The sequence below is a fragment of the Streptomyces sp. NPDC001744 genome (genome assembly GCF_042892575.1).
Classification (GTDB): domain Bacteria; phylum Actinomycetota; class Actinomycetes; order Streptomycetales; family Streptomycetaceae; genus Streptomyces.
This window is the reverse complement of record NZ_JBIAUG010000003.1, coordinates 191112-209345: the sequence shown is the minus strand read 5'-3', so window position 1 is coordinate 209345 and position 18234 is coordinate 191112. Positions and strand designations below refer to the sequence as shown.

Below are 18234 nucleotides of genomic sequence, written 5' to 3'. Positions count from 1 at the left end.
CGGGCCCGGCCCGGTGATGGCATGGGGACACCGCCGCGGCCGGAAGCCGCGGTGCCCGGCCCGACCCCCTGGAGAGCCATGGCGCACCACAACCCCCTGCGGGGACGGACGGCGGTCGTGACGGGCGCGGCACGCGGCCTGGGGGCCGGACTCGCCCGGGAACTGGCCGGCCGGGGCATGCGGATCGCCCTGATCGGACGGGAGGCCGAGACCCTGGAGCGGGTCTCGCGGGAGCTGCCCGTGGAGAGCCGCTGCTACGAGGCCGACGTGACCGACGACGACCTCATGGAACGGACGGCCCGCCGGGTGGCGCGCGACCTGGGAGAGCCCTCCGTGGTGATCGCCAACGCGGGCGTCGCCGAGGGCGGCCCTTTCGCCACGTCCGATCCGGGGACGTGGCGCCGGGTGATCGAGGTCAACCTCGTGGGCAGCGCGATCACGGCCAGGACGTTCCTGCCCGGACTGCTGGCCTCGCGGGGCTACTTCCTCCAGGTCGCCTCGACCGCGGCCTTCGGATCGGCCCCCATGATGAGCGCCTACTGCGCGTCGAAGGCGGGGGCCGAGTCGTTCGCCCAGTCGCTGCGCGCCGAGTGCGCCCACCGGGGAGTCGGCGTCGGCATCGCGTACCTGCACTGGACGGACACCGACATGGTGCGGGACGTGGACGCCCACGACGTCCTGCGGGAGCTGCGCGCCCACATGCCCCGCCCCGCCCGCACGGTGTACCCCGTCGAGAAGGTCGCCTCGTGGCTGGCCGAAGCGGTCCGCCGCCGCTCCGCCACCGTCTACGCGCCCCCGTGGCTGCGCCTCGTCCAGCCCGTCCGCCCCCTGCTGCCCCTGCTCGTCGCGCGCTCCTCGGCGCGGACCCTGCCGCGCCTCGCGGAGAGGGGCGCCCTGTCCGCCACGGGGCTGCTCGGCCCCGGCGGCCTCGCCGCCCGGGAGGGCCGGACGGACGGAGGAGGGCGCGGGGACGCCGGGAGCTCCGACCGCCGCTGACCCGCGACCGCGCCGCCCGGCGCGTTGCTCCGGGTGGACCACGGGCGGGTGTGCCCCCGCCGCGCGCGGGGCACTGGACCGGGCATGAACCGCGACGACGATCACCGGGACGGGCGCCGCACGCGCCCCGAGGGAGTCGACGACCTCACCGTGGAGGCCCTCGGCTCGCTCTCCAAGGCGCTGGAGACCACCGAACGGGCCCGTGGACACCTGTACTCCTTCCACCAGCTCACCGGCACCGCCGACCTGGAGCTCGACAGGACGGTGGAACTCCTCGAAAAGGCCGGCCACGGGGAGTGGGCCGGCCTCGTCCGGCGGGAGATCCTCGGCCGCAACGTCATCCCGGGCCACTGGACGTACCAGGTGGTCGAGGCGTACGACCGGACGTACTACGAGCCCTTCAAGCGGCTCGAACGGGAGGCCGTCGACACCCTCGCCGAGGGCCGCGACCACCTCTACGAGGCCGAGATGAAGGAGGAGCGCCGCACGCACGGCCACCGCGACCACACCGCCACCCCCGAGGAGACGGGATAGGCGCGCGGAACGGCGGGGCCACCCCGTGCAGACCTTCCTCCCGTACGCCGGATTCGCCGAGTCGGCGGCCGTACTGGACCCGCGCCGGCTCGGCAAGCAGCGCGTGGAGGCGCTCCAGGTCCTCCGGGGGCTCACGGTGCCCGGATACGGCTGGCGCCGGCACCCCGCGGTGCGGATGTGGGCCGGTTACGAGGAGGCCCTGGTGCGGTACGGCCTCGACGTCTGCGGCGCCTGGACGGCCGGGGGCCGCGCCGACACCTGCGCCGCCACGCTGATCCGCGACTACCTCGCCCGGTTCCCGGGGGCCGGGGTGCGGGAACAGGACGCGCTCGCGGCGGCCGGCGAGCTGCCCCCCTGGCTCGGTGACCCCGCGTTCCACCGCGGCCACCGCTCCGCGCTGCTGCGCAAGGCCCCGGACCTCTACCGCGACCGTTTCCCGGGAGTGCCCGACGACCTCCCCTACGTCTGGCCGGCCTCCGACCGGGACGGCGGCCCCGACCCGGCCTGACCCCGCCCGGCGCCCGCTTCCTCCCGGTCCGCATGGTTCGAGCGGTTCACGTGCTTCGCGTGCTTCGCTCCGTACACTGGAGGACGCCGCGGCACCGGCCCGGCGGCCCGCGCCGGCCGCGGGCGACGGCCCCGTACGGCGGAGTGGACATGCGACAGCGTTCCGGAGGACCGGAGGACGGCGCCGAGGGCCTGTTCGGCATGGACGAACTCGTGGCCGCGGCCGGGACGGGGGACGAGGACGGCAGCCGCCCGTTCCGCGACGGGGAACGCGCGCGGGCGCTGCTCGACGTGGCGGAGATCCACGCCGAGCCCGCCGCCGCCGCGTCGTGGCGGGGACGGCAGATCATCGCGCGCTTCCCCCGCGCCCGCCTCGTCGCCACGGACTCCCACTGGCGCATCCCGCACCTGCACGGCAACGCGGGCAACGTCGAGCGCTGGGTGAGGACCAAGCGGGAGACCCTGGTCCTGGGCGAGCGCAAGTCCTTCGGCGTCCGGCCCAACGGCAGGTCCGCCGACTGGATCGCCCCCGGCCTCTCCAACGGCTGCGCGATGGCCTGCGCGTACTGTTACGTCCCGCGCCGCAAGGGGTTCGCCAACCCCATCACCGTCTTCACCAACGTGGACCGCGTCCTCGACGGCCTGGGGCGGCACATCGCGGCCGCCGGCCCCAAACGGGTGCCCAACCAGTGCGACGACCACGCCTGGGTCTACGACGTCGGGGAGAACGGCGACTGCGCGGTCGACGACCTGATCAGCGACAACACCGCCGACCTGGTCCGGGCCTTCCGCCGCTGGCCGACCGCCAAGGCGTCCTTCGCCACCAAGTTCGTCAACCCGGACCTGCTGCGGCTCGACCCGCGGGGCCGTACGCGCATCCGCTTCTCGGTGATGCCGCCGGAGGACTCCAAGCGCCTCGACATCCGGACGAGCCCGGTCCCGGAGCGCCTCGCGGCGGCGGCCGACTTCCTGGACGCCGGCTACGAGGTGCACTTCAACCTCTCCCCGGTGGTGATCCGCCCGGGCTGGGAGGAGGGCTGGGACGACCTGCTCCGCGCCATGGACGACGTGCTGCCCCGGCGGGTGAAGGACCAGGCGGCGGCGGAGGTCGTCATGCTCACCCACAACCAGGACCTGCACGAGGTCAACCTCGGCTGGCACCCCCGCGCCGAGGAACTCCTGTGGCGCCCGGACCTCCAGCAGCCGAAGCGCTCCGGGACCGGCGGCCGGAACGTGCGGTACCGCACGGGGACCAAGGCGTCCGCCGTCGAGTCGCTGCGGCGGCTGATCGACGCCCGTACCCCGTGGCTGCGGGTGCGGTACGCCTTCTGAACCCCCGCCCCGCCCCGCTCTCCCCGCCAACACCCGCCCGACGAGCGTCACCTGACCCCTTGTCAGGGAATTCGCCCCTCCCTACCTTGGTCCAGCGAGTCCTTGGTCCGGCGGGCTCACCGGCCCCGTGCCGACCCCTGTCCGTTCCTCAGCGCACGACCAACCATGGAGGCGTCACATGCCCGTAGCCGTGCCGGATCTTATGGAAACCGACGGATTCCGCGACGCGGGACCGCTGGAGATCGACGACGAGGCGATCGCGTTCGAGGACGACGACCGCGCCGACCGCGAGCACACGGCGTGCCTCGCCGACCCCTGGGTGACCGCCACCACCCGCTTCGCCTGCGACCTGAACGCGTAGCGGTGGCCGTTTCCATCGCCGGCCGCGGCGGCCGGTCGGACGACACGTGGTCGTACCTGAACGATCCGCGCATGCCGGCGATGGAGCACGGCTGGAAACTGCACGTCTCGGCGCGCCCCGGCGATCTCGACGCCGTGACCGCGCTCGTCCTGCCGGTGCTGGCCCGGCACGTCTGCCACGCGAAGGTCGCCCGCGACCCGGAGACCCTGCGCCGCCTCAACTCCGGGGTGACGAGCGCCGGAAGCGTCGGCAAGGCGATCACCGTCTACCCCCCGGCCGGAACCGTGACCGAGATCGCCCGGGAACTCGTCACCGTTCTGCGCGGCCGGGAGGGCCCGCAGGTCGTCAGCGACCGGCGGGTCGATCCGGAAGCCCCGGTCTACTACCGCTACGGCCCCTTCACGGGCGACTACCGGACCGGCCGGAGCGGGCGGCTCGAATCCGTCATGACCGGGCCGGACGGCCGGGTCTTCGACGGCCTGGCCGTCGGCCGCTACCGGTGCCCGTCCTGGGCCGAGGACCCCTTCACGACCGGCTCCGGACACGGCGGCGGACCGTCCGCGCCCGGCTTCGGCGGCGGGCGCTACACGATCACGGCCGGCATCGCGCGCACCCCCCGGGGCAACGTCTACCGTGCGGTCGACCGCACGCTCGGACGGCCGGTGGTGGTCAAACAGGCGAGGGCCTTCGTGGGCGAGGACGACTCCGGCGCGGACGCCCGCCACCGGCTGCGCAACGAGCACGCGGTCCTCACCGCGCTCGACGGCGTCACGGGCGTGCCCCGCGCGCTGGACTACTTCGCCCACCACGTGGACGAGTACCTGGTGACGACCGACTGCGGCGACCGGAACCTGCGCCGGGAGGTCCTGCGGAACGGACCCTACGGCGACGACGGCCCCCGGGGCGCGGCGCGCTCCCTGTCCGTCCTCGCCGCCCGGCTCCTGCGCGTCCTGGACGCGGTCCACGACCGGAACGTGGTCGTCCGCGACCTCAAGCCCGACAACGTCGTGCTCGACGGGTCCGGCCCCGGCCACTGCCACGTGATCGACTTCGGGATCGGCGAACGGGACGGCACCGGGCCGGGAGGAGCGACCCCCGGATACGGCGAACCGGTCCTGCGCGCGACCGGACCGGCCACCCCCGCCGACGACCACTACGCCCTCGGCGCGACCCTCTTCTTCGCCGCCACCGGCCTCGACCCCGTGATCGTCGACACCGACCACGGGGTCAACCGGGACCGGACCCTGGACTGCCTGGAGTGGGCCCTGCCCGGACGCGCCCACCGGGAGTTCCGGTCGACGGTCGCCGGTCTCCTGAGCTTCGACCCGGCCGTACGGACCGCCGCCGCCGACCGCCTGCGCACCGGCACGCCCGGAATCCCGCGCCGCGCCGCCCGCCGGTCCCCGCGCCCCCGGATCGACGACGACCTGCTGGCCGAGGTCGTCGAGCACACGGCCGCGTTCTGCGCCGGGGAGGCGCGCGCGATCGTGGACCCGGTGCGGGCCGCGCGGCGGAACGTCCCCACCTCGGTCGACGTCTACGGCGGCAGTGCGGGGCTCGGCCTCGAACTCCTCCACCACGCGCACCGGCCCGGCGTGCGGCCGGCCGTCACCGCCTTGGCGCGATGGACGGCCGAGCAGTCCAGGGACCTGCCGCCCGGCTTCTACACGGGACGCACCGGCGTCGAACTCTTCCTCGCGGCGGCGGGAGCGGACACGGAGACGGAGGCCCGCACGGGGGAGGGAACGGGCGCGCGGTCCGCTCCCTCCGCCCTGCCGGGCCGCGCGCCCGACGGCGGACCGCCGGAGGCGGACCTGATCGCGGGCGCCGCCGGGATCGGCCTCGGCCGGCTGCTGCTCGCCGGGAACGCCCTGCGGTCCGGCCGCCGGGACGCGGCGGACCGGCACCTCGCCGTCGCCGCCGACTGCGCCCGGATGCTGGCGTCGGGCACCGCCCGGCTGACCCCGGCCGGCCCGGACACGGCCGGCGACGCCGCGCTCCGCGAGGGCATCGCGCACGGCGAGGCGGGCGTCGTCCACTTCCTGCTCGAGTACGGCGGCGCGACCGGGGACCCGGACGCGGTCGGCCGCTCCGCGAAGGCCGCCGCGCGCCTGGCCGCCGTGACACCGGACATCATCGCGGCGGCCGCCGCGCCGGGGGCGACGCGCCGCTACGGCTCGTGGTGCCGGGGTCTGGCCGGCATCGGGACCGTACTCGTGCGGGCCGCCGTGCTCCTCGACGAGCCCGGCCACCTCGACCTCGCCCGGCGGGCCGCGCGCGCCTGCGCCGCGCTGGCGCCGAGGATGCCGCTGGTCACGCAGTGCTGCGGGCTGGCCGGGGTGGGCGACCTGATGCTGGACGTCGCGGAGGCGTCCGGGGCCGAGGAGTTCCGGGACGCGGCCGAGACCGTCGCCCTGCTCGTCCTGAGCCGCAGCGGCGGCACCCGGTCCCGGCCCGTGTTCCCGGACACCGGCCTCGCCCGGCCGAGCGCCACCTGGGCCGGCGGCTCCGCGGGCGTGCTGGCCTTCTTCAGGCGGCTGCACGACCGGGGCGGCCCCCGGCTCGGCCTCCTCGCCCGACCGTCGGCGGGGCGTCCGGACGGTACGGCCGGGGCCGGCTCCCCCTGGGCGTGAGGCCCGCCGGACGCCGGGCGACCGGGTGACCGGATGGCGCGAGCGGGACCCCGGACGGCGCTCCGGGGCGTCCGGCGCGTCCGGGGGCGCGGAAGCCCTCGTTCGGACCCGCGCTGATGGCGGGGGCGCCGGAACCCGGGAAGGGTGGGGGAGGGTTCGACACCCGCAGCGGCCCCGCCCCGCCACCCCGTTCAGAAGGAGCACCGTCATGTCCGAACGTCACACGCTCATCCGCGGTCTGCACGACGTGGGTCTGGCCGCCTGGTTCGGAGGTTCGCTGATGGGGGCGGTCGGCCTCAACGGCGCCGCCGAGGACCAGGGCGGAACGCAGACGGCCACGGACCGGATCGCCTCCTCGGGGTGGGCGAAGTGGACGCCCGTCAACGCCGCCGCCATCGGCGTGCACCTGTTCGGCAGCGGCGGACTGCTCGCGGTGAACGCCCACCGCGTCGCCACGCAGCAGGGGGTGGCCGGTTCCACCGTGGCCAAGACCGCCGTCACCGCCGCGGCCCTGGTCGCCACCGCCTACGCCCGCGTCCTGGGCAAGAAGGTCGAACTGGCGTCCTCCACCGATCCGGAGGACGCCGAGAAGGCGCGGAAGCACCCCGTCGACCTGGACAAAGCCCGCCGGCAACTGGCCTGCGCGCAGTGGGCGGTACCGGCGCTCACCGGGTGCCTGGTCCTGCTCAACGCCCTGCACGGCGAGCAGCAGCGTCCCGCCGAGCAGGCGTCGGGCATGTGGGAGCGGGCCCGTTCCGTGAACCCCTTCATGTCGTGAGACCCCGCTCCGGTCCCTTCCGGAAGGCGGCACCCGAAAAGACGATCGGTTCGTCGTATGACTTGCCCCGGACGGAGCCGGAGCCCAGCATGTAGGGACCCGGGCGGGAGACGGCCGGAGAGGGTGTCGTTCTGTGCGCCACAGGCTTCTGTGGCGCACAGAACGACCCCCCGACCCGGTCGCGGCCCTCGACGACGGAGGACTCCGATGGCCTCGTACTTCGAGAACAGCGCCGACACCCTGGTGTCCGACGCGCTCGCGGGCTTCGCGCGCGCCCACGCGGACCTGCTCACCCTCGACCCCGACCACGGGTTCCTCCTCGCCCGCGCCGCGTCCCCGGACCGCCGGGTCGGCCTGCTCTCCGGCGGCGGCGCCGGACACGAACCGATGCACGCCGGGTACGTCGGCCGGGGCATGCTCGACGCCGCCTGTCCCGGCCGCGTCTTCGCCTCCCCGCACAACCGCCAGGTCTACGAGGGCTCGCTCGCCGCCGCCCGCGACGAGGGCGTCCTCCACATCGTCAAGAACTACACCGGCGACCGCATCAACTTCGGCATCGCCGCCGAGCGCCTGGCCCACCGGGGAGTGCCCTGCGCGCGCGTCCTCGTCGACGACGACCTCGCCTCCGACTCCGAGGAGATCGCCGCCGGACGCCGGGGGACCGGCGGCACCGTCCTCATCGAGAAGATCCTCGGCGGCGCCGCCGACAACGGCCTCGGCCTCGGTGAACTCCAGGCGCTCGGCACCCGCCTCGCCGCCCGCTGCCGCACCCTCGCCGTCGCCTCCGCCGCCCACACCGCCCCCACCCTGGGCGAACCCGCCTTCCGGCTCGCCGCCGGCGAACTGGAGTACGGCGTCGGCATCCACGGCGAGCGGGCCAGGTCGACCACCCACCACGACCCGCTCGCGTCCCTGGTCGAGCGGATGGCCGGCGAACTCCTCGACGCCCTCGCCCCGGAGCCGGGTACCACCGCCATCACCCTGGTCAACGGACTCGGCGCGGTCACCCCCCTGGAGCTGTACGCCGCCCACGGCGAGCTGGCCCGGGTGCTCGACGCCCGGGGGGTGGTCCTCGCCCGCAATCTGGTCGGCGACTACGTCACGGCCCTCGACATGCGCGGTTTCTCCCTCACCGTCCTCCTCGCCGAACCGGCCGACCTGGCCTTCTACGACGCGCCCGTGCACACCGCCGCCCTGCGCTGGTGAGGCCGGCCCCGCCCGGCGCCCCGCACCCCCACCCCCATCCGGCTCGTCCGGCCGGCAGAACGGGAGCAGACCCTTGACCACCACCGACGAGGCACTCTCCGCCGACGGCTGGATACGCCGCTTCGCGGACACCGCCCGTACCACCGAGGCCCAGCTCACCGCCCTCGACCAGCAGGTCGGAGACGGCGACTTCGGCACCAACCTGTCCGCGGGCACCGCCGCCGCCCTCGCCCGGCTCGACGCCCTCGCCGCCCCCGGCGACGCCGAGGCCCTGGAGGCGGCGGCCACCGCCTTCCTCGACGAGGTCGGCGGCACCAGCGGCCCCCTCTTCGGCCTGCTGCTCCAGTCGCTCGCCGCCGCCGTCGCCGCCGGGGGCCCCACCACCCCCGCCCTCGCCCGGGGGGCCGCGGAGGGGCTGGCCGCCATCCGCCGAGTCGGCGAGGCCGCACCCGGCGACAAGACCCTGGTCGACGCCCTCGCCCCCGCCGTCGAGGCGCTGGACGCGCTCCCCGGGGAGACTCCTCCCGTCGCCGCCCTGGACGCCGCCGCCGGGGCCGCCTGGCGGGGCGTCCGCGACACCGCCAGGCTCCGTGCCCGCATGGGCCGCTCCAGCTACGTCGGAGAACGCGCGGCCGGCGTTCCCGACCCCGGGGCCGTCGGGGTCGCCCTCCTCTTCGCCTCGGCCGCCGGGGTCGTCGAGGACCTCACCCCGTACGTGAACGCTTCGTAGGCTCCGGGGGCGGGGACGAAGCCGGGGGCGGGGACGAAGCCCGGGACGGAGACGAAGCCGGGGGCGGAGGCGGCCGGCCCGCCGATCCGTCTCCGCCGCCGAAGGGGCGCCCGGCGCCCGGCTCACCCCTCCCGGACGTCCGCCTGCCGCGGGACCTGTCCCCGCACCCAGGCCAGGAGCACCGGCGAGTGCAGCGTGGTCACCCACAGGTCGGCGCGGGAGGCGTCCTCCTCGCCCGGTCGCGGTCCCACCCCGAGCACCCGCAGCCCCGCCCGGCGGGCCGACTCGATCCCGGTCAGCGAGTCCTCCACCGCCAGTGCCCGTTCCGGCTCGGTGCCGCAGAGCCGGGCGGCCGTCGCGTAGACGTCGGGCCACGGCTTGGGGCGCACGACCCCCGGAACGGCGGCGTCCGGCGCGTCCGGGCCCTCCGGCGCGGTCCCCGCGGGGGACGGGCCCGGGGTCTCCGTGGGGACGACGACATGGGCGAAGTGACGCAGCAGGCCGGCGCGGCCGAGGCTGGCCTCCACGACCTCGATCGGGCAGTTGCTGGCCACCGCGAGCGGCAGCCGGCCCGAGAGGAGCCGGACGAACTCGGCCGCTCCGGGCATGGTCACGGGATCGTCGGCGACCAGGGCGAGGAAGTGCTCCAGCAGGGACCGGGCCAGCTCGTCGGCGAGTTCCGGCTTCTGCGTCTCCTCGGCCATCAGTCGTCCGCAGTCGACGTAGTGCACGCCCTTGGCACGGTCGGCGAACCCGGGCGGGGGTGTCAGCCCGAACTCGCGGAAGGCACGGTTCCGGGCGTCCTGCCAGTGGCGTTCGCTGTCCACCAGGGTGCCGTCGCAGTCGAGGACGACGGCTTCGGGGGACCAGTTGAGGAGCGGATGCGCCTGGGTGGTCATGGGGCCTCCGGGAAGGGGGCGGTCGCGCTCGTGACGCGGCCGGTCGGATGGATCGGGGGTCTCCCGGCCGACGGAGCGGCGCGATGAGATCCGGCACCGTCTCGCGAGGCACGGACGTCACGTCCATATCGCCTCAAACGGGAAACATCATCGTCGCTACGTTATTTTTGTGACACTCCGTGGCGCAATCGCTACTTCGAGTGATCGACAAGGCGGGTAAGAGGCGGTAATGGCCGCATCCCCGCACCTCTCGGTGGATTCCGCCGGTTCTCCGCCAAAACCGCTTGCATGTCGCCCGGTTGACGCATATGTGCACGGCAACCCGTGCGAGGTGACAGAGGGTCGCCGCGTTCACCCGAACGGCCGGTGGGCGTGCCGGAAAGGCGGGGCGACTCACTCGCGCGGGTGAGCGCTCGAACGGAACATCCATGACCTCGTGCGGGACGAGGGATTATCACCGGCGTACGCGGGCGCACTACCTTCTCGGTCGTCACGAGAACGCCGAACGAAAGTGGGCAGCACGTTGCAGCAACGGGCCAGGGCGACCCGCAGGGCACTACTGGAGGCGGCCGCCTGCCTCTTCGCCGAACAGGGGTACGCCGGTACCAGCGTCAACGACATAAGCCTCAGGTCCGGCCGGACCAGCGGCGCCGTGTACTTCCACTACGCCAGCAAGGAGGGGCTCGCGCTCGCCGTGGTCGAGGACGCGTTCGCCACCTGGCCCCATCTGACCGCGCGGTACACGGACCGCTCCGTACCGCCCCTCGACCGGCTGGTGTCCCTCAGCTTCGAGATCGCGCACGCCCTCACGGAGGACACCGTCGCCCGCGCCGGGGCGCGCCTCTGGGCGGAACGCGACACCATCGACGCGCCCCTGCCCGATCCCTTCGCCCTGTGGACCACCGCCACCACCCGCCTCCTCGCCCAGGCCCGTGCCGCCGGCCACCTCGCCCACCAGGCCCGCCCCGCCGTCATCGCGCCCGCCCTGGTCCGCGCCTTCTTCGGGCTCTGCACCCTCACCGAGGCGCTGGAGGGCCGCCATCTGGTCGCCGGCCGTCTCGCCGACTGGTGGCACATCACCCTCCCCTTCCTCCAGCGCGACACCGATCCGGCGGGCGTCCTGGGCCGGGTACGGGCGGGTCGGGCCGTACGGAGGGCGGCCTCGGCACCGTAGGCCCCGGCGGGAGCGCCGGCCCGGCGGCGGGCGGACCCGCCCCCGCCGGAAGGGGAGTCCCGGGTGCGGTGGCCGGTTTCCGGCCCCGGGCGTACGGTTCGCCGTCCGTACGGAGGAATTCGGGGCACACGTACGGCGACGGCCGATGGGCGGCCGGTCAGGAGGCGCAGCCATGGCACAGGCATCCCGACCCGTTCCGGCGGCAGACGCGGCCCGGGCGGCCCTGGAGGACGTGTCCGACCCCTCGGCCAAGGCGGTGGCCCTGGCCCTGCTGGCGGTCCGTGACGAACTGAGGGCGGTGTCCGAGAAGGTGGGCGGCGTGGACGCGCGCCTCGAACAGGTGAATCAGTACCTCGGGGCCCTCGCCAACAAACCCTGACGGCGGGGCTCTCGGGGCCGTCCCCTCGGGGACGGCCCCGAGAGCCCCGGGCGGAGGCGCGGAGGCCGGGCCGGTCGCTACCGCCCGGTGGGGGAGGCCCCGCCGGGCGACTCGTCGGACGGTGTACCGGCCGGGTCGCCCTTACGGGCCGGGCCTCCCTCGCGGGCCGGGTCGTCCTCGTCGGACGGGTCGGCGAGGGAGGATTCGGCGGGCCGGAAGCACGCCGTCACGGTCTTGCCGTGCCGCTGGCAGCGCATGCTCCACTCGTCGGCGAGGGCCCGGACGATGTTCACGCCCCGGCCGGAGAGCGCGTCCTGCCCCGGATCACGGGGACGGGGCAGCGACGGGTCCTCGTCGTGGACGCTGATGTGGAGGCAGTCGCCGTCCCAGGTGAGCACGAGCTGCGCGTCGCTGTGCGCGTGGACGTGGGCGTTGGTGAGCAGCTCGGAGACGGCCAGGACGACGGCGTCCACCGTGTCGGGCTCCCGCGCGGTCCACGGCAGGGCGGCGAGGTGCCGTCTCGTCCACTTCCGGCCCGCCTGCACGCCCCCGGAAACGGGGAACGAATGCGCCCACCCCATCGCTTTGACCGTCACTCTCGTCACTCCTTCGAAGGCCGCCCGCGTCGTCCGTACGGGACCCGGTTACCCGGCAATCGCCCCGCCAGACAGGAGGGCGCCGCACCGGCGCCGCGGCCCCGCCGTCCCGGCCGGCCGCTCTCCGGCCGGGACGGGGCGCCGGGCTCAGGCGAGGTCGAACCGGTCGAGGTTCATCACCTTGTCCCACGCCGCCACGAAGTCGCGCACGAACTTCTCGCCCGCGTCCTCGGCGGCGTAGACCTCCGAGATGGCGCGGAGCTGGGAGTGGGACCCGAAGACGAGGTCGACGGGGGTGGCGGTCCACCTGACCCCGCCGGTGGCGCGGTCGCGCCCCTCGAAGACGTTCTCGTCCGTCTCCGACGTCCTCCACTCCGTGCCCATGTCGAGCAGGTTGACGAAGAAGTCGGTGGTCAACGCCTCCGGCCGGTCCGTGAAACGGCCGTGGGGGGACCCCGCGAAGCCGGTGTCCAGGACCCGCATGCCGCCGACCAGCACCGTCATCTCGGGGGCGGTCAGCGTCAGCATGTTGGCGCGGTCGAGGAGGAGGGTCTCCGGCGACAGCTTCTCCCCGGCCCGGAGGTAGTTGCGGAAACCGTCCGCCTGGGGTTCGAGCACGGAGAACGACTCCACGTCGGTCTGCTCCTGCGAGGCGTCGGTGCGCCCCGGCGCGAACGGGACCGTGACCGCGTGGCCGGCGTTCCTCGCGGCCCGCTCGACGGCCGCGCACCCGCCCAGGACGATCAGGTCGGCGAGGGAGACCTTCCCGCCCCCGTCCCGCGCGCCGTCGAAGTCGGCCTTGATCCCTTCGAGGACCCGCAGCGTCCCGGCCACCTCGGGCAGGTCGTTGACCTCCCAGTCCCGCTGCGGCGCGAGCCGCAGACGCGCCCCGTTGGCCCCGCCGCGCTTGTCGGTGCCCCGGAAGCTCGACGCCGCCGCCCACGCGGTGACGACCAGCTGCGAAAGGGACAGGCCCGAGTCGAGGATCCTCTCCTTGAGGGCGGTGACGTCCTCGTCCGAGACCGGCTCGTGGCCGACCGGGGGGACGGGGTCCTGCCACAGCTGCGGAGCGGGGACCCACGGGCCGAGATAGCGCGAGAGGGGGCCCATGTCACGGTGCAGCAGCTTGTACCAGGCTTTGGCGAACGCCTCAGCGAGCTCGTCCGGGTGCTCGTGGAAGCGCTTCGTGATCGGTCCGTAGACCGGGTCCAGCTTCAGCGCGAGGTCCGTGGTCAGCATCATCGGCGCGTGCCGCTTCGACGGGTCGTGGGCGTCGGGCACCGTGTCCTTCGCCGACGGGTCCGTGGGCGTCCACTGCTTCGCGCCGGCCGGGCTCGTCGTCAGCTCCCAGTCGTACCCGTACAGGTTGTCCAGGAACCCGTTGTCCCACCGCGTCGGCGCGGTGGTCCACGCGCCCTCCAGGCCGCTGGTGAGCGCGTCGCCGCCGACGCCGCTGCCGTGGGTGTTCCGCCAGCCGAGGCCCTGCTGCTCGACGGGGGCGGCCTCCGGCTCCGGCCCGATGTACGAGGGGTCGACCGCGCCGTGGCACTTGCCGAAGGTGTGGCCGCCGACGATGAGCGCCGCCGTCTCCTCGTCGTTCATCGCCATGCGCCCGAACGTCTCCCGGATGTCCCTGGCGGCGGCCAGCGGATCCGGATTCCCGTTGGGGCCCTCGGGGTTGACGTAGATCAGGCCCATCTGCACGGAGCCCAGGGGACCGGAGAGCTCCCGGTCGCCGCTGTAGCGCTCGTCCCCGAGCCAGGTGTCCTCGGGGCCCCAGAAGATCTCCTCCGGCTCCCAGATGTCCTCGCGCCCGAATCCGAACCCGAACGTCCTGAACCCCATGGACTCCATGGCGCAGTTGCCGGCGAACACCAGCAGGTCGGCCCAGGAGATCTTCCGGCCGTACTTCCGCTTGACCGGCCAGAGCAGCCGGCGCGCCTTGTCGAGGCTCGCGTTGTCCGGCCAGCTGTTGAGGGGGGCGAAGCGCTGGGCGCCGGAGCCGCCGCCGCCCCGGCCGTCGGCGATGCGGTACGTCCCGGCGGCGTGCCAGCTCATCCGGATGAAGAGCGGCCCGTAGTGGCCGTAGTCGGCGGGCCACCAGTCCTGCGAGGCCGTCATCACCTCGAAGAGGTCCCGCTTCAGCTCGTCGGGGTCCAGGGTCGCGAACTCCGCCGCGTAGTCGAAGTCCTCCCCCATCGGACTGGACCGGGGCGAGTGCTGGTGGAGGACCTGGAGGTCGAGCTGGTTCGGCCACCAGTCCCGGTTCGTCCGGGGCCGGGTCGGCTCCGGGGTCGGGGAGGGGATGGCCGGGTTCTCGCTTTCACTGCCGGACACGTGCGTCCTTCTTCCTGTCCCGATGACCTTGCGTCGAACACTGCGACCCGCACCCGTCCCGCGCCGTGGCGCCCGGCGGCCGGAACCACCGGGCCGGTCCCGCGGGGTGACCGGGTTCGTATCGGCTTTCGTATGCTCGCGCACCGCGGACCGGACGGCCGCGAGAACACGCAGGGCACCGGCGCACACCAGGCATTCGGAGCCCGGACGCGTTCCGGGCCGGGACCCGTACGGCGTTCCCGTGCGCCGAGGCTCCCCGCGGTGGATCCTGGAAGGGAGGGGCCGCGCCCCGGTTCCGCGCGGCCGACGGCGCGAGGAGGCAGACCGATGACCCGCACCCTGGAGTGGACGGTCGGACTGGAGCTGGTCGAGGAGGGCGACCGGACCAGGGCCGAGGCCCGGCTGGACACCGGGACCTCGACGGTCACGGGCCACGGCTCCGCCCGCCGCAACCCGGCGGACGCGGACGTCCCGGCGATCGGCGACGAGATGGCCGCGAGCCGGGCGATGAAGGACCTCGCCGGCAAGCTGATGAGGGAGGCCGGCCGCGAGATGGAGGCGGCGGGCGCCGGGACCCTGCCCCGGCGCACCGGCCCGGGATACGGCTGGCCGGAGGCGGTCTCCTGACGGACCCGGGCCCGGACGGGCGGTCCCCGGCGGGCGGACAGCCCGGGGCGGGCGGGCAGGACCTCCACCGCCGGCCGTGGGCCGCCGGGCAGCCCGTCGCGGCCGTGACCGGTGCGAATCGCCGGGCCGCCCCGCCCGGCGCGCGCGGGTTCGTCAGGACGTGTTCCGGGAGGCTCCCCGGTCCTCGCCCCCGGCGTCCTCGCACACCATCCGGTCCACGACCTCCACGACGCCGTCCACCGTCTCGCAGAGGCGGACCAGGATCGGCGCGAGTTCCGCGCGCTCCAGCGTGCCGCTCAGCGTCACCCGGCCCTCGTCGACGTCGATGTGCACGGCGGCCGGAGAGAGGCGCAGGATGCGGACGATCACGTCCTCGCGGATCTCCTCCTGGAGGGAACGGTCCCGGCGCAGGAACAGCTGGAGCAGATCGCTCCGGCTGAGCACCCCGATCAGCCGGCCCTCCGCGTCCACGACCGGCAGCCGCTTCACCCGGCGCCGTTCCATCAGCCGGGCCGCCTCGACCGCCGTCCACGAGGGCCGGGCCGTGACGACCGGGCTGGTCATCATGGCCTCGGCGGTGCTCGGGCCGTTCTTCACCGTGTGCCGCCGCAGCAGGTCCGCCTCGGAGACGACGCCCACCGGCCGGTTCTCGTCGTCGACCACCGGGACCGCGGTGATGCCGTACTCGTCGAGGAGCCGCGCGATCTCCTTGAACGACGTTCCGCGCTGCACCGCGATCGCGGTGGGCGTCATCAGGTCCGCGACGCTGCGGTGCCTCATGGTCCGTCCCGTCTCTTCTGGGTTCCGGATCCCATGATCCCGCACCGGGGGCCGTCGCGGAACGAAGGAGTGCGGGCGGGGTCGCGAGGAGGGAGGGGCGGTCCCGCTCCCTCCTCGCGCCCGCGGGGCCGGCCGGACCCGTCCCCTGGCCCGGCCGTCTCCCCGCCCGTACGGGCCCTCAGGCCCTGTGGACCGTGACCTCGTGGAGCGAGTAGCCCCACTTCGTCGCCCGCCGTTCCCCGTGGACGCGCACGTAACGGGCCGACTGCGGCGGGAACTCCGCCGTGTCGTACCCGCCGTCCCCGGCGGCCGTGGCCCACACCGTCCGCCAGACCGCGCCGTCGTCGGACAGCTCGATCCGGTACTGGCGGGCGTACGCGTCCTCCCAGTCGAGGACAACCCTCCCCACCGGGCGGACCGACCCGAGGTCCACCCGCAGCCACTGGTCGTCCGACCAGTCGCTGGCCCAGCGGGTGCCCGTGTCGCCGTCGAAGGCCCGGCCCGGCGCGTAGCTCGTGAACGGGTTCCACTCCGAGGAACTGGCCGACGCGGGCGCGCCCGCCGCCAGGTTCGTCCCCGGCTCGTGGTCCTCCGTCGCCTTCCACGTGGTCAGGTACGACTCGGCGCCTCCCGCCAGCTCGTTCACGACGTCCCGGCCGCCACCGGTGAGCCGGATCTGCTCGATCCAGTCGGGCACCATGCCGTGGTGCGCGGCGCCGTCGGTGTTGAGGTCCCAGGTGCGCTGCCCGGTGACCTGCCGGTCGATCACCGATCCGCCGTCGAAGCTGCGGAAGGGGTACGTCACGGCGTTCGGCGCGCCGGTCCCGACCGGGCCCGGCCAGCCGCCGACACCGTTCATGTCGGTGCCGTAGCCGAGACCGACCCCGTACTTCGCGCGGAGCGCCGCCTTCTGCCCCGCCTCGCCGACGAAGCCCTCCGCGCCGTGCATGTACTGGGCGACGAAACCGCCCAGGCGGTAGAGCCGCTCGGTCCAGTCGAGGTCCATCCAGCTGTGGCTGGAGAGGACGCCCGGGTACTCCGCGGACTCCAGGATGTCGAGCGCCCGGCCCGCGGCCCTGACGCTCATGTGGTCCAGCTCCAGCATCATGCCCCGGTCGATCATGCCCCGCAGGGCGTACTCGCCGAGCCGCGTCAGGCCGCGGGTGTTGCACCTGGCGTCGGAGGCGTACGAGGGGACGCTCACCCCCGGCGGCAGCTTCGCCGCCATCACCGGGGCCGCCGCCAGGCCGATCGGGTTGTCGTGCTGGGGGCCCGCGCACTTCTCGGTGGCCCAGAAGGTGCCGGTCGACAGGAACTGGCCGATGTTGACCGCCGTACCGATGGCCCCCTCGTCGAAGCGGACGCCGCACAGCGCGTTGTCGAACTTGTGGCACAGGAACATGCTGCGCACCCCGAGCGCGTACAGCTCGTCGAGACCGCGGTCGATGTCCGCCCTGCCGCACTGGGCGACGTCGAGGATCTGCTTGCAGCCGAACGGCTCCGAGGTCTCCACGCCCAGGACCACCGCGAGCTTGCCCCGCCCGACCACCGAGCGGGCCTGCGCCGCGTCGGTGACGATCCGGAACCAGCCCTTGCCGGGACCGCCGTACATCCGGTCGACGTAGTCCTGGAGCTCGTACGTCCTGCGGGCCTGGAGCCGGATCGAGTCCATCTCGTCGCAGCCCCGGTCGCGGGGCAGGATCGAGCAGATCAGGCCGTTCGTCACCAGGTCGTTGACGAGTACGCGCTGCCCGCCGCGCCAGGCGCGCTCGACCCAGGCGTAGTAGTTCTGCTGGTGGGTGAGCGAGTCGTGCGCGGGCCAGTCCTTGAAGGTGGGCCAGCCGACCGGGTCGTGGTGGCCGTCGGCGCCGCCCGTGATGTTCTCGAACAGGGCGCCGGAGCCGTCGGGGTAGTGCTCGGGACAGTCCTTGAGCGCGTCGGGGGCGCCGCCCTCGGCGAACGTCCGGCCGCAGATGAGCCGGCCGCCGAAGCCCTCGTCGGACATCAGGTGGTTGTGCGCGTCGACGAACCCGCGCACCTTTCCGCGCGCGTCCGTCCCGGTGAACGGCGCGCCCGTGACGTTGATCCGCGAGTCGGCGGCGGGACGGGACACCGGTTCCCACCACGGGGAGCCGCCGTCGGCGGCGGGGACCGGGGCGGAGCCGAGGAGGACGGCGGCCAGGGCGAGGAACAGGGCCAGGAGGGCGGGCCGGCCGCCGCTCCCGCGTGAGGGGGAACGAGTCATGAGCAGCGATGCCTCCGGTCGGTGGGGTGTACCGGGAGTGCCGAGGATCGCGGTGCCGGGGGAGTGAGTCAAGAGTCCGGGACAAATGACCTACTGGAGGGGAGGGAAAGCCCCCCGCGC

At 74.5% G+C, this 18234-nt stretch carries 17 protein-coding genes; 12 read left to right on the top strand and 5 right to left on the bottom strand.

What is annotated here, in order from left to right:
- Positions 1-78 precede the first annotated feature (78 nt).
- The 9 genes from ACFYZY_RS05360 (at position 79) to dhaL (ending at position 9077) form a co-directional block, all read left to right on the top strand.
- Positions 79-996, top strand: a complete 918-nt coding sequence (locus ACFYZY_RS05360; RefSeq protein WP_388689694.1) for an SDR family oxidoreductase — start codon at positions 79-81, stop codon at positions 994-996.
- Between the two features lie 84 nt (positions 997-1080).
- Positions 1081-1530, top strand: coding sequence for a hypothetical protein (locus ACFYZY_RS05355; protein ID WP_388689692.1), 450 nt, complete (start codon positions 1081-1083; stop codon positions 1528-1530).
- A gap of 25 nt (positions 1531-1555) precedes the next feature.
- On the top strand, positions 1556-2038 hold the full coding sequence (locus ACFYZY_RS05350) for an MSMEG_6728 family protein (RefSeq protein ID WP_388689690.1): 483 nt from the start codon (positions 1556-1558) through the stop codon (positions 2036-2038).
- Between the two features lie 149 nt (positions 2039-2187).
- Positions 2188-3369: a spore photoproduct lyase family protein gene (locus ACFYZY_RS05345; protein WP_388689688.1), complete on the top strand. Its 1182-nt coding sequence runs from the start codon at positions 2188-2190 to the stop codon at positions 3367-3369.
- Between the two features lie 178 nt (positions 3370-3547).
- On the top strand, positions 3548-3730 hold the full coding sequence (locus tag ACFYZY_RS05340) for an SflA family class IV lanthipeptide (protein ID WP_388689687.1): 183 nt from the start codon (positions 3548-3550) through the stop codon (positions 3728-3730).
- Positions 3670-6363 (top strand): class IV lanthionine synthetase LanL, encoded by a 2694-nt coding sequence (gene lanL, locus ACFYZY_RS05335; RefSeq protein WP_388689685.1) that lies wholly within the window; start codon positions 3670-3672, stop codon positions 6361-6363. Before ACFYZY_RS05340 ends, lanL begins: the two co-directional genes overlap by 61 nt.
- A gap of 208 nt (positions 6364-6571) precedes the next feature.
- Positions 6572-7141, top strand: a complete 570-nt coding sequence (locus ACFYZY_RS05330; RefSeq protein ID WP_388689684.1) for a hypothetical protein — start codon at positions 6572-6574, stop codon at positions 7139-7141.
- Between the two features lie 207 nt (positions 7142-7348).
- Complete coding sequence (locus tag ACFYZY_RS05325) at positions 7349-8347, top strand: dihydroxyacetone kinase subunit DhaK (RefSeq protein ID WP_388689683.1); 999 nt, start codon at positions 7349-7351, stop codon at positions 8345-8347.
- A gap of 73 nt (positions 8348-8420) precedes the next feature.
- A complete protein-coding gene (gene dhaL, locus ACFYZY_RS05320) occupies positions 8421-9077 on the top strand; it encodes a dihydroxyacetone kinase subunit DhaL (RefSeq protein WP_388689681.1) in 657 nt (218 codons plus the stop codon).
- Positions 9078-9199: 122 nt separating this feature from the next.
- Here the strand turns inward: dhaL and ACFYZY_RS05315 are convergent, their stop codons facing one another.
- Positions 9200-9976 (bottom strand): HAD family hydrolase, encoded by a 777-nt coding sequence (locus tag ACFYZY_RS05315; protein ID WP_388689679.1) that lies wholly within the window; start codon positions 9974-9976, stop codon positions 9200-9202.
- A 511-nt stretch (positions 9977-10487) separates the two neighbouring features.
- On the opposite strand from ACFYZY_RS05315, the gene ACFYZY_RS05310 reads away from it, so the two are divergent.
- Both ACFYZY_RS05310 and ACFYZY_RS05305 read left to right on the top strand, forming a co-directional pair.
- Positions 10488-11150, top strand: coding sequence for a ScbR family autoregulator-binding transcription factor (locus ACFYZY_RS05310; RefSeq protein ID WP_388689677.1), 663 nt, complete (start codon positions 10488-10490; stop codon positions 11148-11150).
- A 172-nt stretch (positions 11151-11322) separates the two neighbouring features.
- Positions 11323-11529 (top strand): hypothetical protein, encoded by a 207-nt coding sequence (locus ACFYZY_RS05305; RefSeq protein ID WP_388689676.1) that lies wholly within the window; start codon positions 11323-11325, stop codon positions 11527-11529.
- Positions 11530-11606: 77 nt separating this feature from the next.
- Here the strand turns inward: ACFYZY_RS05305 and ACFYZY_RS05300 are convergent, their stop codons facing one another.
- Positions 11607-12125, bottom strand: coding sequence for an ATP-binding protein (locus tag ACFYZY_RS05300; protein WP_388689674.1), 519 nt, complete (start codon positions 12123-12125; stop codon positions 11607-11609).
- A 147-nt stretch (positions 12126-12272) separates the two neighbouring features.
- Positions 12273-14462, bottom strand: a complete 2190-nt coding sequence (katG, locus tag ACFYZY_RS05295) for a catalase/peroxidase HPI (protein WP_388689672.1) — start codon at positions 14460-14462, stop codon at positions 12273-12275.
- 327 nt (positions 14463-14789) lie between these two features.
- On the opposite strand from katG, the gene ACFYZY_RS05290 reads away from it, so the two are divergent.
- Positions 14790-15089, top strand: a complete 300-nt coding sequence (locus ACFYZY_RS05290) for a DUF1876 domain-containing protein (protein ID WP_388689671.1) — start codon at positions 14790-14792, stop codon at positions 15087-15089.
- A 153-nt stretch (positions 15090-15242) separates the two neighbouring features.
- Here ACFYZY_RS05290 and ACFYZY_RS05285 read toward each other — a convergent pair whose 3' ends face one another.
- Complete coding sequence (locus tag ACFYZY_RS05285; protein ID WP_388689669.1) at positions 15243-15869, bottom strand: CBS domain-containing protein; 627 nt, start codon at positions 15867-15869, stop codon at positions 15243-15245.
- Positions 15870-16047: 178 nt separating this feature from the next.
- A complete protein-coding gene (locus ACFYZY_RS05280; protein WP_388689668.1) occupies positions 16048-18114 on the bottom strand; it encodes a discoidin domain-containing protein in 2067 nt (688 codons plus the stop codon).
- Positions 18115-18234 lie beyond the last annotated feature (120 nt).